The sequence below is a fragment of the Streptomyces dysideae genome (genome assembly GCF_001514305.1).
Lineage (GTDB): Bacteria > Actinomycetota > Actinomycetes > Streptomycetales > Streptomycetaceae > Streptomyces > Streptomyces dysideae.
The window spans coordinates 1-14,376 of sequence record NZ_KQ949148.1 but is presented as its reverse complement, the minus strand read 5'-3'; the positions used below and the strand labels follow the sequence as shown (position 1 = coordinate 14,376).

Genomic DNA, 14,376 nt, shown 5'->3' with positions numbered 1-14,376 from the left:
GGCCGCATCACGCCACACCTTCACGTCCAAGGTGGCGTACGTCGTCCCGGACGAGCCCCGGTACGTCATGAGCCCCACGTGTCCCGTCCCGCTGATGACGCACATCTGCTGGCCGACGGTGAGGTCCTTGACCCAGATGTAGCTCTTGTAGCCGGTTGCCGCCTTGCACACGTCCAGACTCCCCTGCCGCCCCACCGGCAGCAGGGCGAGGGAGCTTCCGGAATCGGTGCCGGGGGCGAGGACCGCGCCCGAGGAGTAGACGGCGTACGTCAGATCCTCGTCGGCGCTCCCGGTGTCGGCCTTGGAGCGCACCGGGGTGTCGGCCAGATACAGGTCGTGGCTCGCGGTCAGCCGGATCCCGGAGTACGTCGCCGAGGCAGGCGCATTCGGGGCTGCGGGCTTGCTGGACGCGGGGCTCGCGGGAGCCGAGGTCGCGGCGGCCCGCGTGGGCGTCGCGGGCCCCGAAGGGCTGGGCGGTAGCGCGGACTTGGTGGGCTTGGGCTTCTTCGATGTTCTGGCGGACGGCGAGCCGGACGTCGACGGCGACACCTCGGCGACCGGAGCCGACTGCGACGCGGCCGCCTCCTGCACCCGGCCGTCGCGCTGGTCGCCGTCCCTCGGGACGAGCAGCAGCGCGGCGGTCGCCCCGCAGGCGACCAGGACGACGGCGGCGGCCGACAACATCCAGACCCGGGCCTTGCGGCCCTTGCCGCCCGCAGCCACCGAGGAGGTCTGCGTGGCGGCTGGCTCCGGCGGCTGCGGCCAGGGAGGCGGAGCGTATGCACCCTCCGCGGCTCCAGGCCCCATCACATACGGCCCGGGCAGCGCGGCATGGGACGCCGAGGTGGGGGAATAGGCCACCGCGGGCCCGAAACCGGCCGGCGCAGGTCCGAAACCGTCAAGGCTCTGAGTATGCGCAGCAGCCCCCGCCCGGCCCTGATCGGCCTCTGCGGTCCGAGCCGTGATCCCCGCCGCCAGTTCCCCCGGCAGCCACGCCCCGGACGTCAACAGCGCAGCGTCACCACGATTCGCCTGGATCGTCTGAACGGAGCGGATGACGTCCTCGACGGAAGGCCGCTCGGCGGCCGGCTTGCGCAGACACCAAGCCACCAAATCTCGTATCTCCCCCGGCACACGGCTGAGGTCGGGCTGCTCGTGCACCACCCGGTAGAGCACCGCGTGCGGGTCCCCGTCCCCGAAGGCGGCGGTGCCCGTCGCCGCGAACACGGCGGTCTGCCCCAGCGCGAACACGTCGGCCGAGGCGGCGGCCTCCCCGCCGAGCACCTGCTCCGGTGCCATGTACGCGACCGTGCCGAGGGCCACGCCGCTCTGCGTCACCGACGTGGCATCAGCGGCCCGTGCGACACCGAAGTCGATGACGCGCGGCCCGTCGGCGGCGAGCAGCACGTTCGACGGCTTGAGGTCCCGGTGCACGATGCCCTCGCGGTGCACCGCCTGCAGTGCCTCCGCGACACCGGCGATGAGCCGCAGCACGGTGTCGACGGGCAGCGGCCCGTGGTCGCGCACCGCATCGGCGAGGGACGGCCCCGGCACATAGGCGGTCGCACACCACGGCATGGACCCCTCGGTGTCGCTGTCCACGACCGGAGCCGTGTAGAGCCCGTGCACCCGGCTCGCCGCCGCCACCTCCGCCCGGAACCGCTTCCGGAACTCGGCGTTCTGGGCCAGATCCGGCCGGATCACCTTGACCGCGACGGCCCGTCCGCCCGGCGTGTGCGAGAGGTAGACCCGGCCCATACCGCCGGACCCGAGCTGCGCCACCAGCCGGTAGCCGCCCACGACCCTCGGATCGCCGTCCTCCAGTGGCTGGAAACTCCCCGCGCCGGGCCCACCGTTGCTCAACACGCCTCACTCCACCGAGATCTTCTCTGCGGACCCCATTGCACCACGCGTCCCACTCTGCGACTGGCCGGTCCCCGGACATTGAGGTTCGCCGCCCTTCGTCGTCCCGAAGCAGAAGGCCCTTGAGCAGAACAACTCATGACGCTCTGCCGCGATGCGGAGGAGGATCGGGGCATGACGATGATCAGGGCGACGGAGGGCCGGCGCAGAACACCACCCATCGTGGCGCTGGCCATGTCGGCGGCGGGGTGCGGAACGCAACGACCATGGGACGACGTCGGCGCGGCCGGCCGAGAACCACGGCTTCAGGGTTCCCCTCCCGCGGCACGGCCGGCACCGATGCGACGGGCTCGCATCTGTGGTGCGGCTGACAGTCGGTGGCCGTGAACGAGGGGTTTTACCGGCTGCGGGAGTTGCTGTTCCCGTCGATCCCGGGTGTCGAGGTCATGGCCATGTGCACGGACAGCGAGGCGATACGAATGAGGCCCGGTGCACGCCGTCCGGGGCCGCCTGCCCGGACTGCGCCCAGTGGACGGAGCGGGTCCACAGCTCCTACCTGCGGTTTCCGGCAGACCTGCCCTCCCATATAGCGTCGGAGATCGCGGCTCGGTCTGAGGGACGCGCTGGCGTGGGCGGGCCCGCCGGAAGTACGGCGTCGCCTCCACCGGATTGCGGTGGGCCAAGGCCCGCCGGCGGGCGAGCGAGTCGGGCACTGGGTTGGCCATCGGCCCGTGGCTGTGGTGCCGGTGGAAGGCGTAGAAATTGCTGACAACGGATGGAGGCGGAACGGAGCCAGCCGACCAGCGCGGCAGCAGGTCGTAGGCGTAGCTCCGACCGGTCAGTGGGCGGTTGTCGTTGAGCGAGAGATCGCGGAGGAGGCCGTCACCGGCTCGACCGGAACGCCGACGGGTTCGTGGACGGTGAAAGGTGGGTGACCCGTCGTCATCTCGGTAACGGAGCCGACACGAGGCACACTCGCCTGTCCTTCGATCAGCTGGCCGTGCAGAACCTGAGTCACAAGGCACTCCTTGAAGATGGCGCATCAGGATGCGCATCGAACCCAAGAAGGTGCAGTTGACACAGCACCTGAAGCCCAGCGTCCTCAGCAGCGGCGGCAGCGTCTGCCGGTAGTAGGAGCTGTACGAGGAGCGCAGGGTGGTACGGACCTTGGCCTTGAAGACCTTCTCGTTCGCCTTCGCCTCGGCCACCAGGTCGCGCAGCCTCTTCTCCCCCGACCACCGGGTACAGCGCCGTGCGCACCCACGTCGCCCGGCGACCACTCACGGTGCCGGGATCCCCGTGGTGACCGCGCCGGCGCCTATGCCGAGGGCGCCGCGCTCGGAGCCCGCACGCACTCCAGATCGCAGACAGGTATCACTTGATGCAGAACCTCGGCCAGGCCGTCGAGAAGTGCGTTGCCGCGCACCGCGACTGCCTGCGTTCCATCGCACCGCAGCCGGAAATGGCGGCCACCGGGGGAAACGCCGACGGGGGCTCCGCCGTCGAGCCGCACTCGCTCTCGGCTGGGGGCGGCATACCGTCCAGCGGTATGCGCGCGTCACCCGCTGGCAGGACAAGGCGTTGACGATGAGAAGCCCGCCCGGGCAGGGGCGGGCTTCTCACCGTGATGACTGGAGTTACGGCCTGCTCGATCCCGGTCAGCAGCGCCTGTTCACGCCGCTCGGGGCGTTCCGCGGCGGCGCCACTCTGGAGGCGATCGAGGCCGTGGCGGAGGCGGCGACGACAGCGCCGCCGACGACGTACTCGGAATCCTCCATGAGCTCGTCGAGCACTCCCTCGTGCGCGCCCGCAGCGACCGTTTCGACATGTGCTCGAACCCATTGCGCAGTACGCCCGCAGCCTCCTCGTCGGTGACTGCGCCGCCCGCATCGGGCGAGCCCACGCCCGTGTCTACCTCGGCCTCGCCGAGCAGGCGGCCACCGGCTACGAGCGCGCGGACCAGGTGGACTGGCTTGCACGGATCGAAGAGGAGGAGGCCAACATCCTCGTCGCCGTCGACCGCTCCCTCGACGCCGGCGACCCCCGCACCGCCGCCCGTATCACCTGGTCCATGTGACTCTACTGGTGGCTGCGCGGCAGCTCAGCCTCGGCCCCCGCCTCGCCGACCGGTGCCTCACCACCGACCTCCCGCCCTGGGAGCGCAGCCGCGTCCACCTGGCCGCTGCCACCATGTCGTACGCCGCCGGCTACCACGCCACCGCCGCCTCGTATTGGGCCGAGGCCGACCGCGTCGCCGCCGGTCAGGACGACCCCGAGGTCCGCAGCAAGGCACGCGCCGACACCGGCCTGTCCGCTCTCGCCGACGGCGACTTCGATGCTGCCGAGGACCGCTTCCGCGCCGCCCTCGACTACGCCCTCCAGAACCACGGCTCGCCCTGGATCGCCTCCCTCGTCCACGTCTGGCTCGGCACGGTGCACCTGCTGCGCGGCGCACCCGCAACCGCCGTACCCGAGATCGAACGCGGCCTCCACCTCGCCCGCACCCGACGCGACCGCCTGTCGACGTACGTCGCCCTCTACAACTCTCCCAGGCCGCCCTCACCCTCGCCCTCGCCCTCGGCGACCATCCCTTGCCCGCCGGCACGTCGAGGAGGGCATCGCCCTCTCCCAAGAGACCCGAGACCTGGCCAACCTCGCCTACTTCGTCGAAACGCTCGCGGTCATCGAGTCGCAGGAAGGCAACCACATCCGCGTCGCCACTCTTCTCGGTGCCGCGACCGGCCTCCGCGAGACGATCGGCGCCGACGTCTACGCGTACTACCACCGCCCTGCGCAACGCCGGCCGTCACCCATCGGCAGCCGGCCGCCGCTGACGGCGGCCGACCCCAGGATCACCATCGCGGTCTTCGGTATCTCCTGGCACGAGTCCCTGGCCGAGACGGCGAAGCAGATCACCATTCACCATCCCGATCGAGTTCGTGCTCCAGTGGAACGACGAGCACATCCCGCTCCAGTCCGCTCTCGCGTTGTTCGACGCCTTCGCCTCGAGCGAGAAGACGTTGCAAGCGAACGCGGGCACGCACAAGGAGCTGCCCCGGCACCTCGGCCGAGCGGTGGTGTCGTCGAAGGTGTTGAAGTAGACGGCGAACCCGGCCCGGCAGGCTGCGACGGCCAGGGCGACCGCGATATGGGTCTTGCCCACTCCGACCGTTATCCCCAGTGGGGCCGCGTTGGCCTTGGCTGCTTCACCTCGGGGGGCACCCTCATGCCGTTCGGGCGCCCCCCCCAGCAATGCTGCTTCCGTTCTTCATCGCGGAGTCGCCCGGCGGGGCCACGCCTGTGATCACAGCTTCTCGGACTCGGTCACAGCTCCTTGATCCTGATGTTCCTGAACCCGACCTTCCCGGTGTGGGCCTGCAGTCCGATGAAGCCCGATGCCGGGTCGGCGTTCGCGGGCTTGCCGCGCCAGGTGTCGGTGTTGGTGAACACCGTGGTCTGGGCGCCGTTCAGGCGCACCGTGTAGGTGTCGCCTCGGACCTCGATCTCGCAGTCCGTCCACTGGCCGGCCGCCAGCGGGGCGGGCCGCTGGTAGGACTGGCCGCCGGGCAGAGCTGAGCGGGCCCAGCCGTGGGCAACGTCGTCCAGGAACGCCCGGTCGAGGCTCGCGAGTGCGTCACGGAAGGCATCGGTGAGCGACACGCTGACAACCTCGCCGTCCCCCACGTGGCGACCAGGTGGCCATGCCGGGAGTCGGACTTGATCACGCTTGCGGGTCGGCCTGTCATGACTGCCTCGACACGTGCTCGTGGGGCGGGATGTCTCGGATCGCTGCGTGGAGGAGCTGGTTGTTGAACCAGTCGGCCCATTCCGCGGTGGCGAGTTCGACGTCGGCGAGGCCGTGCCAGGGCTTGCGGGGTTTGATCAACTCCGTTTTGTAGCGGCCGATCTGCTGTCGCCAGGTGCAGCCCGGGGTAACCACGAAGATGATCGCTGAAAGGCGACGACTAATCTTCCCTCTGCTGGGCCACATCCGTTTTCAGTGCCGTAGCCGGGCCGGGCCTCGCTGCTACGGTTCGGCGGTGACATGGGGGGCAACCATGGGCAAAGTGAGCAGAGGCGGGGACGGGGTACTCGAACCGCGTCTGCGGTTGGGCGGGGTCGTGGTGCGCGGGGCGGCGTACGGAGTGGGAGCGGCAGTCTGCGTGGTCGTCGCCGCGTTCGTCTTCCAGGAGCACGACGACCGTATCGACCTCCTGGAAGCGACCACCTATCTGGGACTCCTGGTCGGCACAGTACTACTGTTGATCGGGCTGTTCTTCTGGGCCTGCAGCTCCGGGGAGATCTCTGCTGGCGTGACTTCTTCACGACGCGTGCTCCCAATGAGGTGGTCTCGGTCGCCGCGCCGTCCCTGGTCCGCGCCGGCACATTCCTGCTGGTGCCTGTTCCGGTCGCCTTCGGTCTGGGCGAACTCGTCGCATCGGCCGCCAACGGCTCCTGGATGTGGGGCGCCTGACTCGGCCCCCGGAATCCCAGCTCGGACGCCAGGGGACAACTACCGACTTCGGCTCGTCAGGGTGAACCTTGTCCAAGTCTCTGATGGGGCTGGAGCGTTGGCTGTATCCCGTGTTGTTGTGAGGTATGGGGATGGGGGCGGGCTGACCGCTGCGGGGCGTCGGCGCCGGGCGACGGTACGGATGCAGGCGGCCGAGCGGATGGACCGGGCGCCGCGACACTGGGCCGGAAGCATTGAAAAGCGGGGACGGCACGCTGCGGCTGATCGTCTTCATGGGAGCGGCCATCTGCGCCGCACTCACCCTCGGTGGTGGCGCCTGGCTCGCGGGTCTGCTGTAGCGGTGCTGAGGCGCGATCCAGATTCTTCGGAGTTCGGCGGTCTGAGGATGTCGAGAACTTGCCACCGGCTCCGTCCCAGGGACATCAGCGGCCACCACCGGCCGCACGAGGAAGAAGGAGAAACCAGCATGGCGATTCAGCGGATGGACAACGTCGGCATCGTCGTCGAGGACATGGATGCCGCCATCGCGTTCTTCGTGGAACTCGGTATGGAGCTGGAGGGCAGGGCGGAGGTCGAGGGCCTCTTCGCCGACCAGTGCACCGGACTCGACGGCGTCCGCTGTGACATCGCGATGGTCCGGACCCCAGACGGTCACAGCCGGCTCGAGCTGGCGAAGTACCGCAGCCCCGCGGTGATCAGCGCCGGGCCGAGCAACCGGCCGCACAACATTCTGGGCACGCACCGCGTCATGTTCGCCGTCGACGACATCGAGGACACCGTTGCCCGCCTGCGCCCTCACGGCGCCGAACTCGTCGGCGAGATCGCCCGGTTCGAGGACAGCTATCTGCTCTGCTACATCCGCGGCCCGGAGGGCATCATCGTCGGACTGGCCGAGCAACTGCGCTGAGAAGGAGAAACCGAACCATGCAGCCGAACGAGATCTGACGCGCCTGGCCTACGTCGCCAAGGACGGAACCCCGCGCAACGTACCGATCGCCTTCACCTGGAAGGGGTCGCACATCGTCATGTGTACGACGAAGAACGCGCCCATACTCCCGTGGCCACCCTCGCGCACAGGCTCCTGAAACGACGGCACCAGTAGGTGAGACACATCTGAGTGTCTGGAGAACCCGCGCTCAGGTGCGGCGACGTTGCCGGCGTGTCGCTCTGCTTCGGCCGCCTCGGCGCGGTGAACTCCGCGAAGTCGGTGCCAGAGCTCATGCCGAAGCGAATCAGTAGGGGCCTCGGCGCCCTGATCGTCACAAGATCCCCGTCGGCTGGCCAGCTGGTCGACGCACTTCCACCCGGCGTTCCTGACCGCAGCCCGCGCAGGCGACGGTTTGGCGCATCCGGTTGCTGCACACCTCACAGCGCGGACTGTCGGTCTTGGCGTACAGGCAGGGACGGAAGCGGTGGCACACCGAGCACACCGCGAGCGGCAGACGGTAGCAGCGGGCACAGAGACCGTCTCCGTCGATGCGTCGCTTGATCAACGCGGTGCGACCACAGCCTGTGCACACGGAGTGGTTGGCCGGGTCAGCGCACACGCACGTCAGACACACCACCGTCCCACCGGGCTCTCGCCCGCCTACCCGGCGCGCCTTCCCGCACCGTCCGCACGGCCCCGTTTTGCCACGGACATGGCAGGACCGGCACACCCGCAGCCCGGCCAGAAGACGGCTCACCTCGTCTTTCCCGCACCGACCGCACGCCCCGAGCAATCAAGGCGTCGATGAAGCGGACGACCAGCCGAGAGCCTCGTGGGCCACCACCCGAGAGCGGCCCAGGGGCCGCCTTCAACGCGCGGGCGAGGTCGCCCCTGGCGGGCGCGGTGCGCCCCGCTCGACCGACACACACTCGGCCAGCAGGAAGAATCCTCCGCCCGTCCCGCCGCGTGATCAACCCGCGAAGGACTTCGAGCGTCGACCACTGAGTTGGTGGGTTAGGAGCGCAGGGGCGCCGCTGGTCACGGGTTTCCGGGAGGCCGTGACAGCTTTCGCGAGGCAGGCTGTTCCCATGAGGTCACATCCTCGCTCACGCGTTCGGCCGGGAGCGTCCTCTCGACCAGGAGTGGGCGGTCACGGCGAGGTCCTGTTCACGCTGGCGCAGTGTGCGCCCTTCGCGATCGCGCTGGTCGTGCTCGGCATCGAGCTCTCGCCCGCACACGACCTGGTCACCGGTCCCGTCCTCTCCACGACGCCGGCGCTGGCCGCGCTGACGATGGGCCCGATGGGCACGCTGTCCGCGGCAGCCCTCGCTGTGGCTGTGAACGTGACCTCCGCGACCTACAACCAGTCGTGGGGAACCCAGACCCAGCTGATCATCGGCAACTTCCTGGGGCTGATGGTGGTGTCTGTGGCCAGTGTCATCCTGAGTAACGCGGTGCGCACGCGCAGGCAGAGCGAGCTCGACCAGGTCCGCCGGGTCGCAGTGGCGGCTCAGGAGGTCGTCCTGCGGCCTGTCCCCGAGTTCCTGGGCCCGGTACGGGCGGCCAGCCTGTGCCTCGCGGCCGGGACAGGGGCACAAATAGGCGGCGATCTGTACGAGGCCGTGCAGACGCGCTACGGCGTCCGCCTGATCGTGGGGGACGTCCGGGGGAAGGGGCTGTCCGCCATACGCGCGGTCGCGGTGGCGTTGGGCGCGTTCCGGGAGGCCGTTCACTACGAGGACGAAGTGCAGGAGGTCATGAACCACTGCGCGGCCGCGCTGCGGCGAGAGGCCGCCGTACCGGGTACCTACTCTCAGGCAGAACTTCCCGAAGTCCTCATGGAGGGATTCACCACCGCGCTCATCGCCCAGGTGCCGGACGAACAGGTGGTGCACGTGGTCAACCGCGGCCATCCGCCTCCGCTGGTGGTGCACCAGGGCAGAGTTCAGGCACTGATGCCCGCCGCGCCACTGCCGCCGCTCGGCCTCGAAGACCTCGTCAACGGCCCTCCTGCCAAGCCCGAGGGTTACCCATTCCTGCCCGGTGACCGGCTGCTGCTCTACACCGACGGCGTGATCGAAGGCCGCAGCCGTGACAACGACTTCTTCCCTCTGTCGGAGACCATGGAGCAGATACCCGCCGGCACCTCCCCACAGGAGTTCCTGGACGAACTGCACAAAGCATTGATCCACCACACCGAGGGCCGCTTGACGGACGACGTGGCGATGATCCTTATCGACCGGCTCGCATGAAGAGGGCCGGCAAGCAGGTCAGTGCAGCCAGCCGCCTCTTCAGGTGAAAGACCGCGCTGGCCACCTTCCGCAATTCGATGACGTGATCCACTTCCACAGCGCGGACAGCCAGCGGCGCACTGGGCTTCGTCCCCACACTGAGCGGGGTGCCTGACCAAACCCGCCAACTGGAGAGTGGTGACCGCGCTTCCGTGATGACTACGGCTGGAGGAGGATGCGGGCTCTGAGCAGGGCGAAGGAGGCTCGGCCTGGCGGGAGGAAGTGGGGCAGACCGTATCGCCCGGTCTGCCCCGTTTCCTACGGCCCGTGGGTCAGCTGCCCGGCCGGCTTACCGCCGGTGGTGGCCGCCGCCGTGGTGGTGGCTGCCGTGGTGGTGGCTGCCGTGGTGGTGACGGTCTCGGTCGTCGCCCCACGTGTAGTCGTCGACGAGGCGGCCCCGGTCATTGCGCAGAGTCGCGGTGTCGGAGCGGTTGTCCCATACGTAGTCGCGGCTGTCCTGGTAGAGGTCCGCGCCGGTGTCGCGGCCGGTGCCGGTGTGGATGCGCACCGTTGTGCGGGCCTCGAGGCGGTAACGGTCGAAGGTGTAGGTGTCACCGTCTTCGCTCTCGAGGGTCCAGCCGTCCAGGTTGGCCTCGTGGCGGCTGTTGTTGGTGATCTCCACCCACTCCCTGTTCAGCGAGCGGTTGGAGCCGTTGTCGAAGCCGGGGGAGTCGTACTGCACGGCCGAGATCTCCACCTGTGCGTGGCCGGGGCGAGGGTGGCCGGCGGCCGACGCCGGCAGCGCCACGGCGCCCAGGGCGGCAGCGGCCGCGAATGCTGCGGCGGACAGACGGCGGGCGGTCACAACGGAAGAAGACACAAAGCCTCCTGCGGGTGCGGGCACCCATCCCCCTTCCCCGGCCCGCGAGCGGGCGCGCAAGGGGGATGTGATGGTGCGGTGTGCGAGTGGCGGCCGGCTGGCCGCGCACACCGCACCCTGGCCGCGGCTGCGGCACGGGAGCGCGGTACGCGCACTGTGTTACGAATCGCCCACATCACCGTTACCCTCACCTTCAATATCCATCTATGCGGCAAATGGTCCTGAGATATTGGGGCGCCGGCCCGCGATCGCCCGGCAGGCACTGGCCCATCCCGCCACTGCCGTGCAGCGTGCGGGGCCGGCCACGGCCTGCCCCGCTCACCCGAAAGTGCGTAACAGAGCCGTGGGTCACGCGTCACGGCAGCGGGCCTGGCCGGTCGGACCAGACGATGACCCGCCGATGAGGCCATCCGTGTGGAGCCCCGCCCCGCCTGCAACCGCCGTGGCCCCTGGGCGCCTCTCGTCCTGCAGATCTGCAAGCTGCCCGTGAGGAGAGCGACGTGACCACCACTGCCTTCGAGCACAGCGCGCCCCGTTCCTTCGTCGACCCCTATGCCGTCGACGAGTCCGCCCCGATCTGGCCGGCCCCGGCCGGGCAGGTGCCGGACGCGGACGACCTGCTTCCGCCGCCTGACCCCGCCCAGCGCCTCAGCTTCACCATCGACCCGCGCGACCGGCGGCGCCTGGATCTGCATGCGGCCCTGACCGTGGCCGGCATCCCACCCCACCCCGAGGACCGTGACGTGATCGACCAGCTCAGCGCCTTGCCCGCCGGTATCAACGCCGCCCTCCAGCGCTGGCTGCACCACACCGCATGAAGCCCTCGCCACACCGGCGACGTGCTGGTTGGCCCCGGCCGTGACAGTGGCCCCCGCCGATGTGCGCTGGTGCGGCGGGCGGCATCGGGCCGCCGTGCCCGGGCCGTATGCGCCCCGACGCCTCGACGTACCGAGTCGTCTCCCAACGCCTGAAGATCACTTGCGTGAGGGTGACGGAGTCGGGCGGTGAGGGCGGCCGGGCCGGTGGCGGGAGCGTCCAGGTCCAGGTGGCCGCGGCCGGTGCGGAGGCGGCCAGATGGCGCTGCGCGGATCACCGATGCGCCGCATGCCGGCATCCGCTCGGCGGCGTCCTGCGCGACCTCGACCGACGTTCACGGGGCGACGTCGCATGGAGGGGAGGGGCCGTCCGGGCCCCGGGCCGCCGGCTCCCCGCTACGCGGCCGCGGTGCTCGTGACCGAGGAGGACGGCCGCGCCCGCTTGACGTTCCCGGCCGAGTTCAGCGGGCCGGTGCTGACCGTGCTCCCCGTCGGCCCGGAGCCGGAGAGCGACGGCCGCACCATGACGGCGGCCATCGAGGAAGTCGCCGCGGGGGATGCGGCCGTACGTGTGTGGCGCACCCGTCCCCGGCGTGGGCAGGGCGTCTTTGCCCCGTCCAGGTCTGGCGTCGTCGTCCACGTGAGCGCCGTCGATGTCACGGAGTCGGTCTGGGCTTGTCCTTCAAGGTCCGGGGCTTAGGGGTGCTTTCAGAGTGCTGGGTTTTGCGGGCGAGGGTCATGCAGTGGACGAGCTGGAGCAATCGTCTCGGGTTTCCAGGGGGTCGCGGCGGGGGCCGTGGTCCGAGCGGCGTCCCCAGATCTCCATCGGGGCGGGCCCACGGAGTGCTGCACGCGTTCGCTTGGGCATTTCAGAGTGGAACCACGGCCATTCGGATGCCGAGCCCGATGAGTGCGGAACCCAGATGACTCGTCCCCGGATACCACGTCATGAGCACCACGGTGTGAGCGGCGAGCAGCGCAGCGGCCGCCGGGACGACCGCATCGTCCGGCCCGATGAACTGGGGGAACACGGTGGTGTAGAAGATCCTGACCTTGGGGTTGAGCAGGTCGCCGATCAGACCGCGGCGGAACCCGCCGTAGGCGGACGGCTCGGGCGCGAGACCGTCGGGCCGCTGGACCGCCGACCGACGCCGTGCCGAGCGCAGGGCATGCACGCCCAGCCAGATCGGGGTGTGGGAGCAACTCCAGCGGGTGCTGCTGGACCGGCTGCGTGAGGCAGATCGCCGGGACTTTCCCCGCGCCACCATCGACGCCTCCCATGTGCCGGCCAAGCGACCGGCGGACACCGCAACGACGTCACCCAGCTCCTGCCACTGATCGACTCTCTGCCGCCGGTGCGGGGCAAGCGTGGCCGGCTCCGCCGCAAGCCCCGCGCGTATGCCGATCACGGGTACGACCACGACCTGTAACGCTGTCGGCTGCGTGAGCGCGGCATCGTCCCGAAGATCGCCCGGCGCGGACAGACGCACGGACCCCTTAGGCGCTCGTGGTCTCGTCCGGGTGGAGGGCGTCGAGGATGAGTGTGAGGCCGAAGGTGAACTCGTCGGCGTAGTCGTAGCCGGGCCTGAGAACGTGCTCGGTGGCCAGTTCGGTGAGGTGGGGGTAGGCGTCAGTGGGCATCTCGCGCAGGATGGCGCCCGCGACCTCGTCCAGCTCCGCTGCGCCCCTGAACGGCAGGCTCAGCTCCTGGAGCACGAAGCCGTACAGGTAGCTGTCGATCAGCGAGACGGCGTGCGCGGCCATCGGGACGGAGAATCCTCCGGCGCGCAACACTCCGATGACGGCGTCGTGGTGGCACAGGGTCGCCGGGCCGGGCTGGGAGCGGGAGTCCATGAGGCCGACGGCCCACGGATGGCGCCGGAGGACGGCACGGGCGGAGACCGCGCGGTGACGCATGGCAGTTTTCCAGTCCGTGCCGCGCGGCGGCAGGTCGATCTCGCCGAACACCGCGTCCACCATGCCGTCGAGGATGTCCTCCCTGCCCGCCACGTGGTGATAGAGCGACATCGCCTCGACTCCCAGCGGTTCGGCAATGGCCCGCATGGTGAGCGCGGCCGACCCCTTCTCGTCCGCCACCGCCACCGCCGTACGAATCACACGCTCGCGACTGAGCGGGGTGCGTGCCGACGCCCCGCGTCGGCCCTTGCCTCCCTCGCGCATCCGCCCCTCCCTTCCGCTTCCCTTGACTGCCTTACAGCATAAGGCTAGCTTGCCTTACAACATAAGGTAAGCAGGCCGGCGAAGGGCTGACCATGGGCACGGATCGTGTGAAGAAGGTCTGCATCGTCGGGGCTTCGGGGAAGCTCGGCCAGTACATGGTCAGGCACGCACTGGAGCGCGGCTACGAGGTGGTCGGCGTATGCCGGGAGCGCAGCGTGCCGAAGCTGGCCGCATTCGAAGGCCGGATGACCGTCGTCCCCGGACCCACAAACGACCCGGAGGTGATCCGGCGGGCGGTCGCCGGGTGCGACGGGGTGCTGACGGTGCTGGTGCCCTGGGGTGTGCAGCAGTACGCGTCGGGCACGGCGCAGGCGGTGCTCGACCAGGCGCGGCCGGGCGCGCGCCTGGTCTTCTCCTGCGGCTGGCACATCACGCGCGACGGCAAGGACATGTACTCGCGGATGTTCACCATGGGCGTCCGGATCGCCGCCGTTCTGGGCAAGCTCGTCCGCGCCGTCGAGATCGACGACCAGGTGGAGGCGTGCCGACGGGTGTTCGCCAGCGACACCCGGTGGACCGTGGTGCGCGGCAGCACCCTGGAGGAGGGCGAAAGCCAGGGCCTGCCCGTGTGGAGCCGGCACGTGGGCGACCCGGTACTGGCCAGCAACCTGACGCGCCGGGTGGACTTCGCGCTGTTCATGGTGGAAGCGCTCACCAACGACACGCTCGTCCAGGAGGCCCCGGCGATCGTCGGCTGCCGAACCCCCAGCGCCCTCGCCCACACCGGCGGCCCACACAACCACGCCTAGTGCCCCGGCAGGCAACGTTCGCCCGTTAAGGAGCGGCGTCCGGTGCGTGCTCTCGGCGTGCCGGGTACAAGCCCTCGTACTGGACGTACTTGGGTTTGTGCCCGGTGCGGCGAGTGGGGGCACCTCCCACGCCCTTAAGGCAGTGGCGGAGCGTACCGGGCGTCGCGACGGGGCGAATGTTGCCTGTTGGGGCAC

Annotated in this window: 15 protein-coding genes and 4 pseudogenes; 11 read left to right on the top strand and 8 right to left on the bottom strand. The window is 69.8% G+C overall.

Annotation, left to right across the window (positions count from 1 at the left end; all coding sequences use genetic code 11):
• The coding region (locus tag AQJ91_RS47520) for a serine/threonine protein kinase (RefSeq protein WP_234383469.1) at positions 1-1,866 on the bottom strand (1,866 nt) is incomplete at its 3' end.
• Between the two features lie 1,825 nt (positions 1,867-3,691).
• Here AQJ91_RS47520 and AQJ91_RS47515 point away from each other — a divergent pair.
• A complete protein-coding gene (locus AQJ91_RS47515; protein ID WP_067036384.1) occupies positions 3,692-3,940 on the top strand; it encodes a hypothetical protein in 249 nt (82 codons plus the stop codon).
• Positions 3,941-3,942: 2 nt separating this feature from the next.
• Here the strand turns inward: AQJ91_RS47515 and AQJ91_RS55035 are convergent, their stop codons facing one another.
• Positions 3,943-4,356 (bottom strand): hypothetical protein, encoded by a 414-nt coding sequence (locus AQJ91_RS55035; RefSeq protein WP_067036381.1) that lies wholly within the window; start codon positions 4,354-4,356, stop codon positions 3,943-3,945.
• Positions 4,357-4,802: 446 nt separating this feature from the next.
• Here AQJ91_RS55035 and AQJ91_RS58045 point away from each other — a divergent pair, with 446 nt between their 5' ends.
• Positions 4,803-4,964 (top strand): hypothetical protein, encoded by a 162-nt coding sequence (locus AQJ91_RS58045; protein WP_324618070.1) that lies wholly within the window; start codon positions 4,803-4,805, stop codon positions 4,962-4,964.
• Here AQJ91_RS58045 and AQJ91_RS58040 read toward each other — a convergent pair.
• The 3 genes and pseudogenes from AQJ91_RS58040 to AQJ91_RS47500 all read right to left on the bottom strand — a co-directional run.
• Positions 4,943-5,065 (bottom strand): annotated as a pseudogene (locus AQJ91_RS58040) (ATP-binding protein); the annotation flags it as partial. The gene AQJ91_RS58045 and the pseudogene AQJ91_RS58040 overlap by 22 nt on opposite strands.
• A 122-nt stretch (positions 5,066-5,187) precedes the next feature.
• Entirely contained in the window at positions 5,188-5,523 is a 336-nt protein-coding gene (locus tag AQJ91_RS47505; RefSeq protein WP_159054836.1) for a 3-keto-disaccharide hydrolase, read from the bottom strand.
• Between the two features lie 82 nt (positions 5,524-5,605).
• Positions 5,606-5,803 (bottom strand): integrase core domain-containing protein, encoded by a 198-nt coding sequence (locus AQJ91_RS47500; protein WP_067036375.1) that lies wholly within the window; start codon positions 5,801-5,803, stop codon positions 5,606-5,608.
• A 4-nt stretch (positions 5,804-5,807) separates the two neighbouring features.
• On the opposite strand from AQJ91_RS47500, the pseudogene AQJ91_RS58035 reads away from it, so the two are divergent.
• From AQJ91_RS58035 to AQJ91_RS47485, 5 genes and pseudogenes are all read left to right on the top strand, one after another.
• Positions 5,808-6,107 (top strand): annotated as a pseudogene (locus AQJ91_RS58035) (DUF6336 family protein); the annotation flags it as partial.
• A 101-nt stretch (positions 6,108-6,208) separates the two neighbouring features.
• The gene (locus AQJ91_RS57145; RefSeq protein WP_234383470.1) at positions 6,209-6,337 is read left to right on the top strand and encodes a DUF6336 family protein; all 129 of its coding nucleotides are present in this window, start codon (positions 6,209-6,211) and stop codon (positions 6,335-6,337) included.
• A 118-nt stretch (positions 6,338-6,455) separates the two neighbouring features.
• Positions 6,456-6,533: pseudogene (locus AQJ91_RS58825) on the top strand (helix-turn-helix domain-containing protein); the annotation flags it as partial.
• 270 nt (positions 6,534-6,803) lie between these two features.
• Positions 6,804-7,244, top strand: coding sequence for a VOC family protein (locus AQJ91_RS47490; RefSeq protein WP_067036372.1), 441 nt, complete (start codon positions 6,804-6,806; stop codon positions 7,242-7,244).
• A gap of 1,163 nt (positions 7,245-8,407) precedes the next feature.
• Positions 8,408-9,517 carry a PP2C family protein-serine/threonine phosphatase gene (locus AQJ91_RS47485; protein ID WP_234383468.1) on the top strand — a complete coding sequence of 370 codons (1,110 nt, stop codon included), beginning with the start codon at positions 8,408-8,410 and terminating at the stop codon, positions 9,515-9,517.
• 328 nt (positions 9,518-9,845) lie between these two features.
• On the opposite strand, the gene AQJ91_RS47480 is transcribed toward AQJ91_RS47485, so the two are convergent.
• Complete coding sequence (locus tag AQJ91_RS47480; RefSeq protein ID WP_067036366.1) at positions 9,846-10,376, bottom strand: lamin tail domain-containing protein; 531 nt, start codon at positions 10,374-10,376, stop codon at positions 9,846-9,848.
• 500 nt (positions 10,377-10,876) lie between these two features.
• Between AQJ91_RS47480 and AQJ91_RS47475 the strand changes: the two genes are divergently transcribed.
• Together AQJ91_RS47475 and AQJ91_RS47470 are read left to right on the top strand one after the other, a co-directional pair.
• Positions 10,877-11,194, top strand: coding sequence for a hypothetical protein (locus AQJ91_RS47475; RefSeq protein ID WP_067036363.1), 318 nt, complete (start codon positions 10,877-10,879; stop codon positions 11,192-11,194).
• Positions 11,195-11,600: 406 nt separating this feature from the next.
• Positions 11,601-11,891, top strand: a complete 291-nt coding sequence (locus AQJ91_RS47470) for a hypothetical protein (protein WP_159054835.1) — start codon at positions 11,601-11,603, stop codon at positions 11,889-11,891.
• Positions 11,892-12,060: 169 nt separating this feature from the next.
• Here AQJ91_RS47470 and AQJ91_RS51580 read toward each other — a convergent pair whose 3' ends face one another.
• Positions 12,061-12,459 (bottom strand): LysE family translocator, encoded by a 399-nt coding sequence (locus tag AQJ91_RS51580; RefSeq protein ID WP_107122738.1) that lies wholly within the window; start codon positions 12,457-12,459, stop codon positions 12,061-12,063.
• Here AQJ91_RS51580 and AQJ91_RS55030 point away from each other — a divergent pair.
• A pseudogene (locus tag AQJ91_RS55030) lies at positions 12,353-12,684 on the top strand (IS5/IS1182 family transposase); the annotation flags it as partial. The gene AQJ91_RS51580 and the pseudogene AQJ91_RS55030 sit on opposite strands and share 107 nt — an antisense overlap.
• Before the next feature lie 4 nt (positions 12,685-12,688).
• Here the strand turns inward: AQJ91_RS55030 and AQJ91_RS47460 are convergent.
• Entirely contained in the window at positions 12,689-13,372 is a 684-nt protein-coding gene (locus AQJ91_RS47460; protein ID WP_067036354.1) for a TetR/AcrR family transcriptional regulator, read from the bottom strand.
• A gap of 92 nt (positions 13,373-13,464) precedes the next feature.
• Here AQJ91_RS47460 and AQJ91_RS47455 point away from each other — a divergent pair, with 92 nt between their 5' ends.
• Positions 13,465-14,181: an NAD(P)-dependent oxidoreductase gene (locus AQJ91_RS47455; protein WP_067036351.1), complete on the top strand. Its 717-nt coding sequence runs from the start codon at positions 13,465-13,467 to the stop codon at positions 14,179-14,181.
• Positions 14,182-14,376 lie beyond the last annotated feature (195 nt).

What these genes read in the sequence shown, in the direction of transcription:
- AQJ91_RS47490 (WP_067036372.1), top strand. Translation starts at nt 6,804, where the DNA reads ATGGCGATTCAGCGGATGGACAACGTCGGCATCGTCGTCGAGGACATG.
- AQJ91_RS51580 (WP_107122738.1), bottom strand. Translation starts at nt 12,459, where the DNA reads ATGGTGGCGCGGGGAAAGTCCCGGCGATCTGCCTCACGCAGCCGGTCC.
- AQJ91_RS47460 (WP_067036354.1), bottom strand. Translation starts at nt 13,372, where the DNA reads ATGCGCGAGGGAGGCAAGGGCCGACGCGGGGCGTCGGCACGCACCCCG.
- AQJ91_RS47455 (WP_067036351.1), top strand. Translation starts at nt 13,465, where the DNA reads ATGGGCACGGATCGTGTGAAGAAGGTCTGCATCGTCGGGGCTTCGGGG.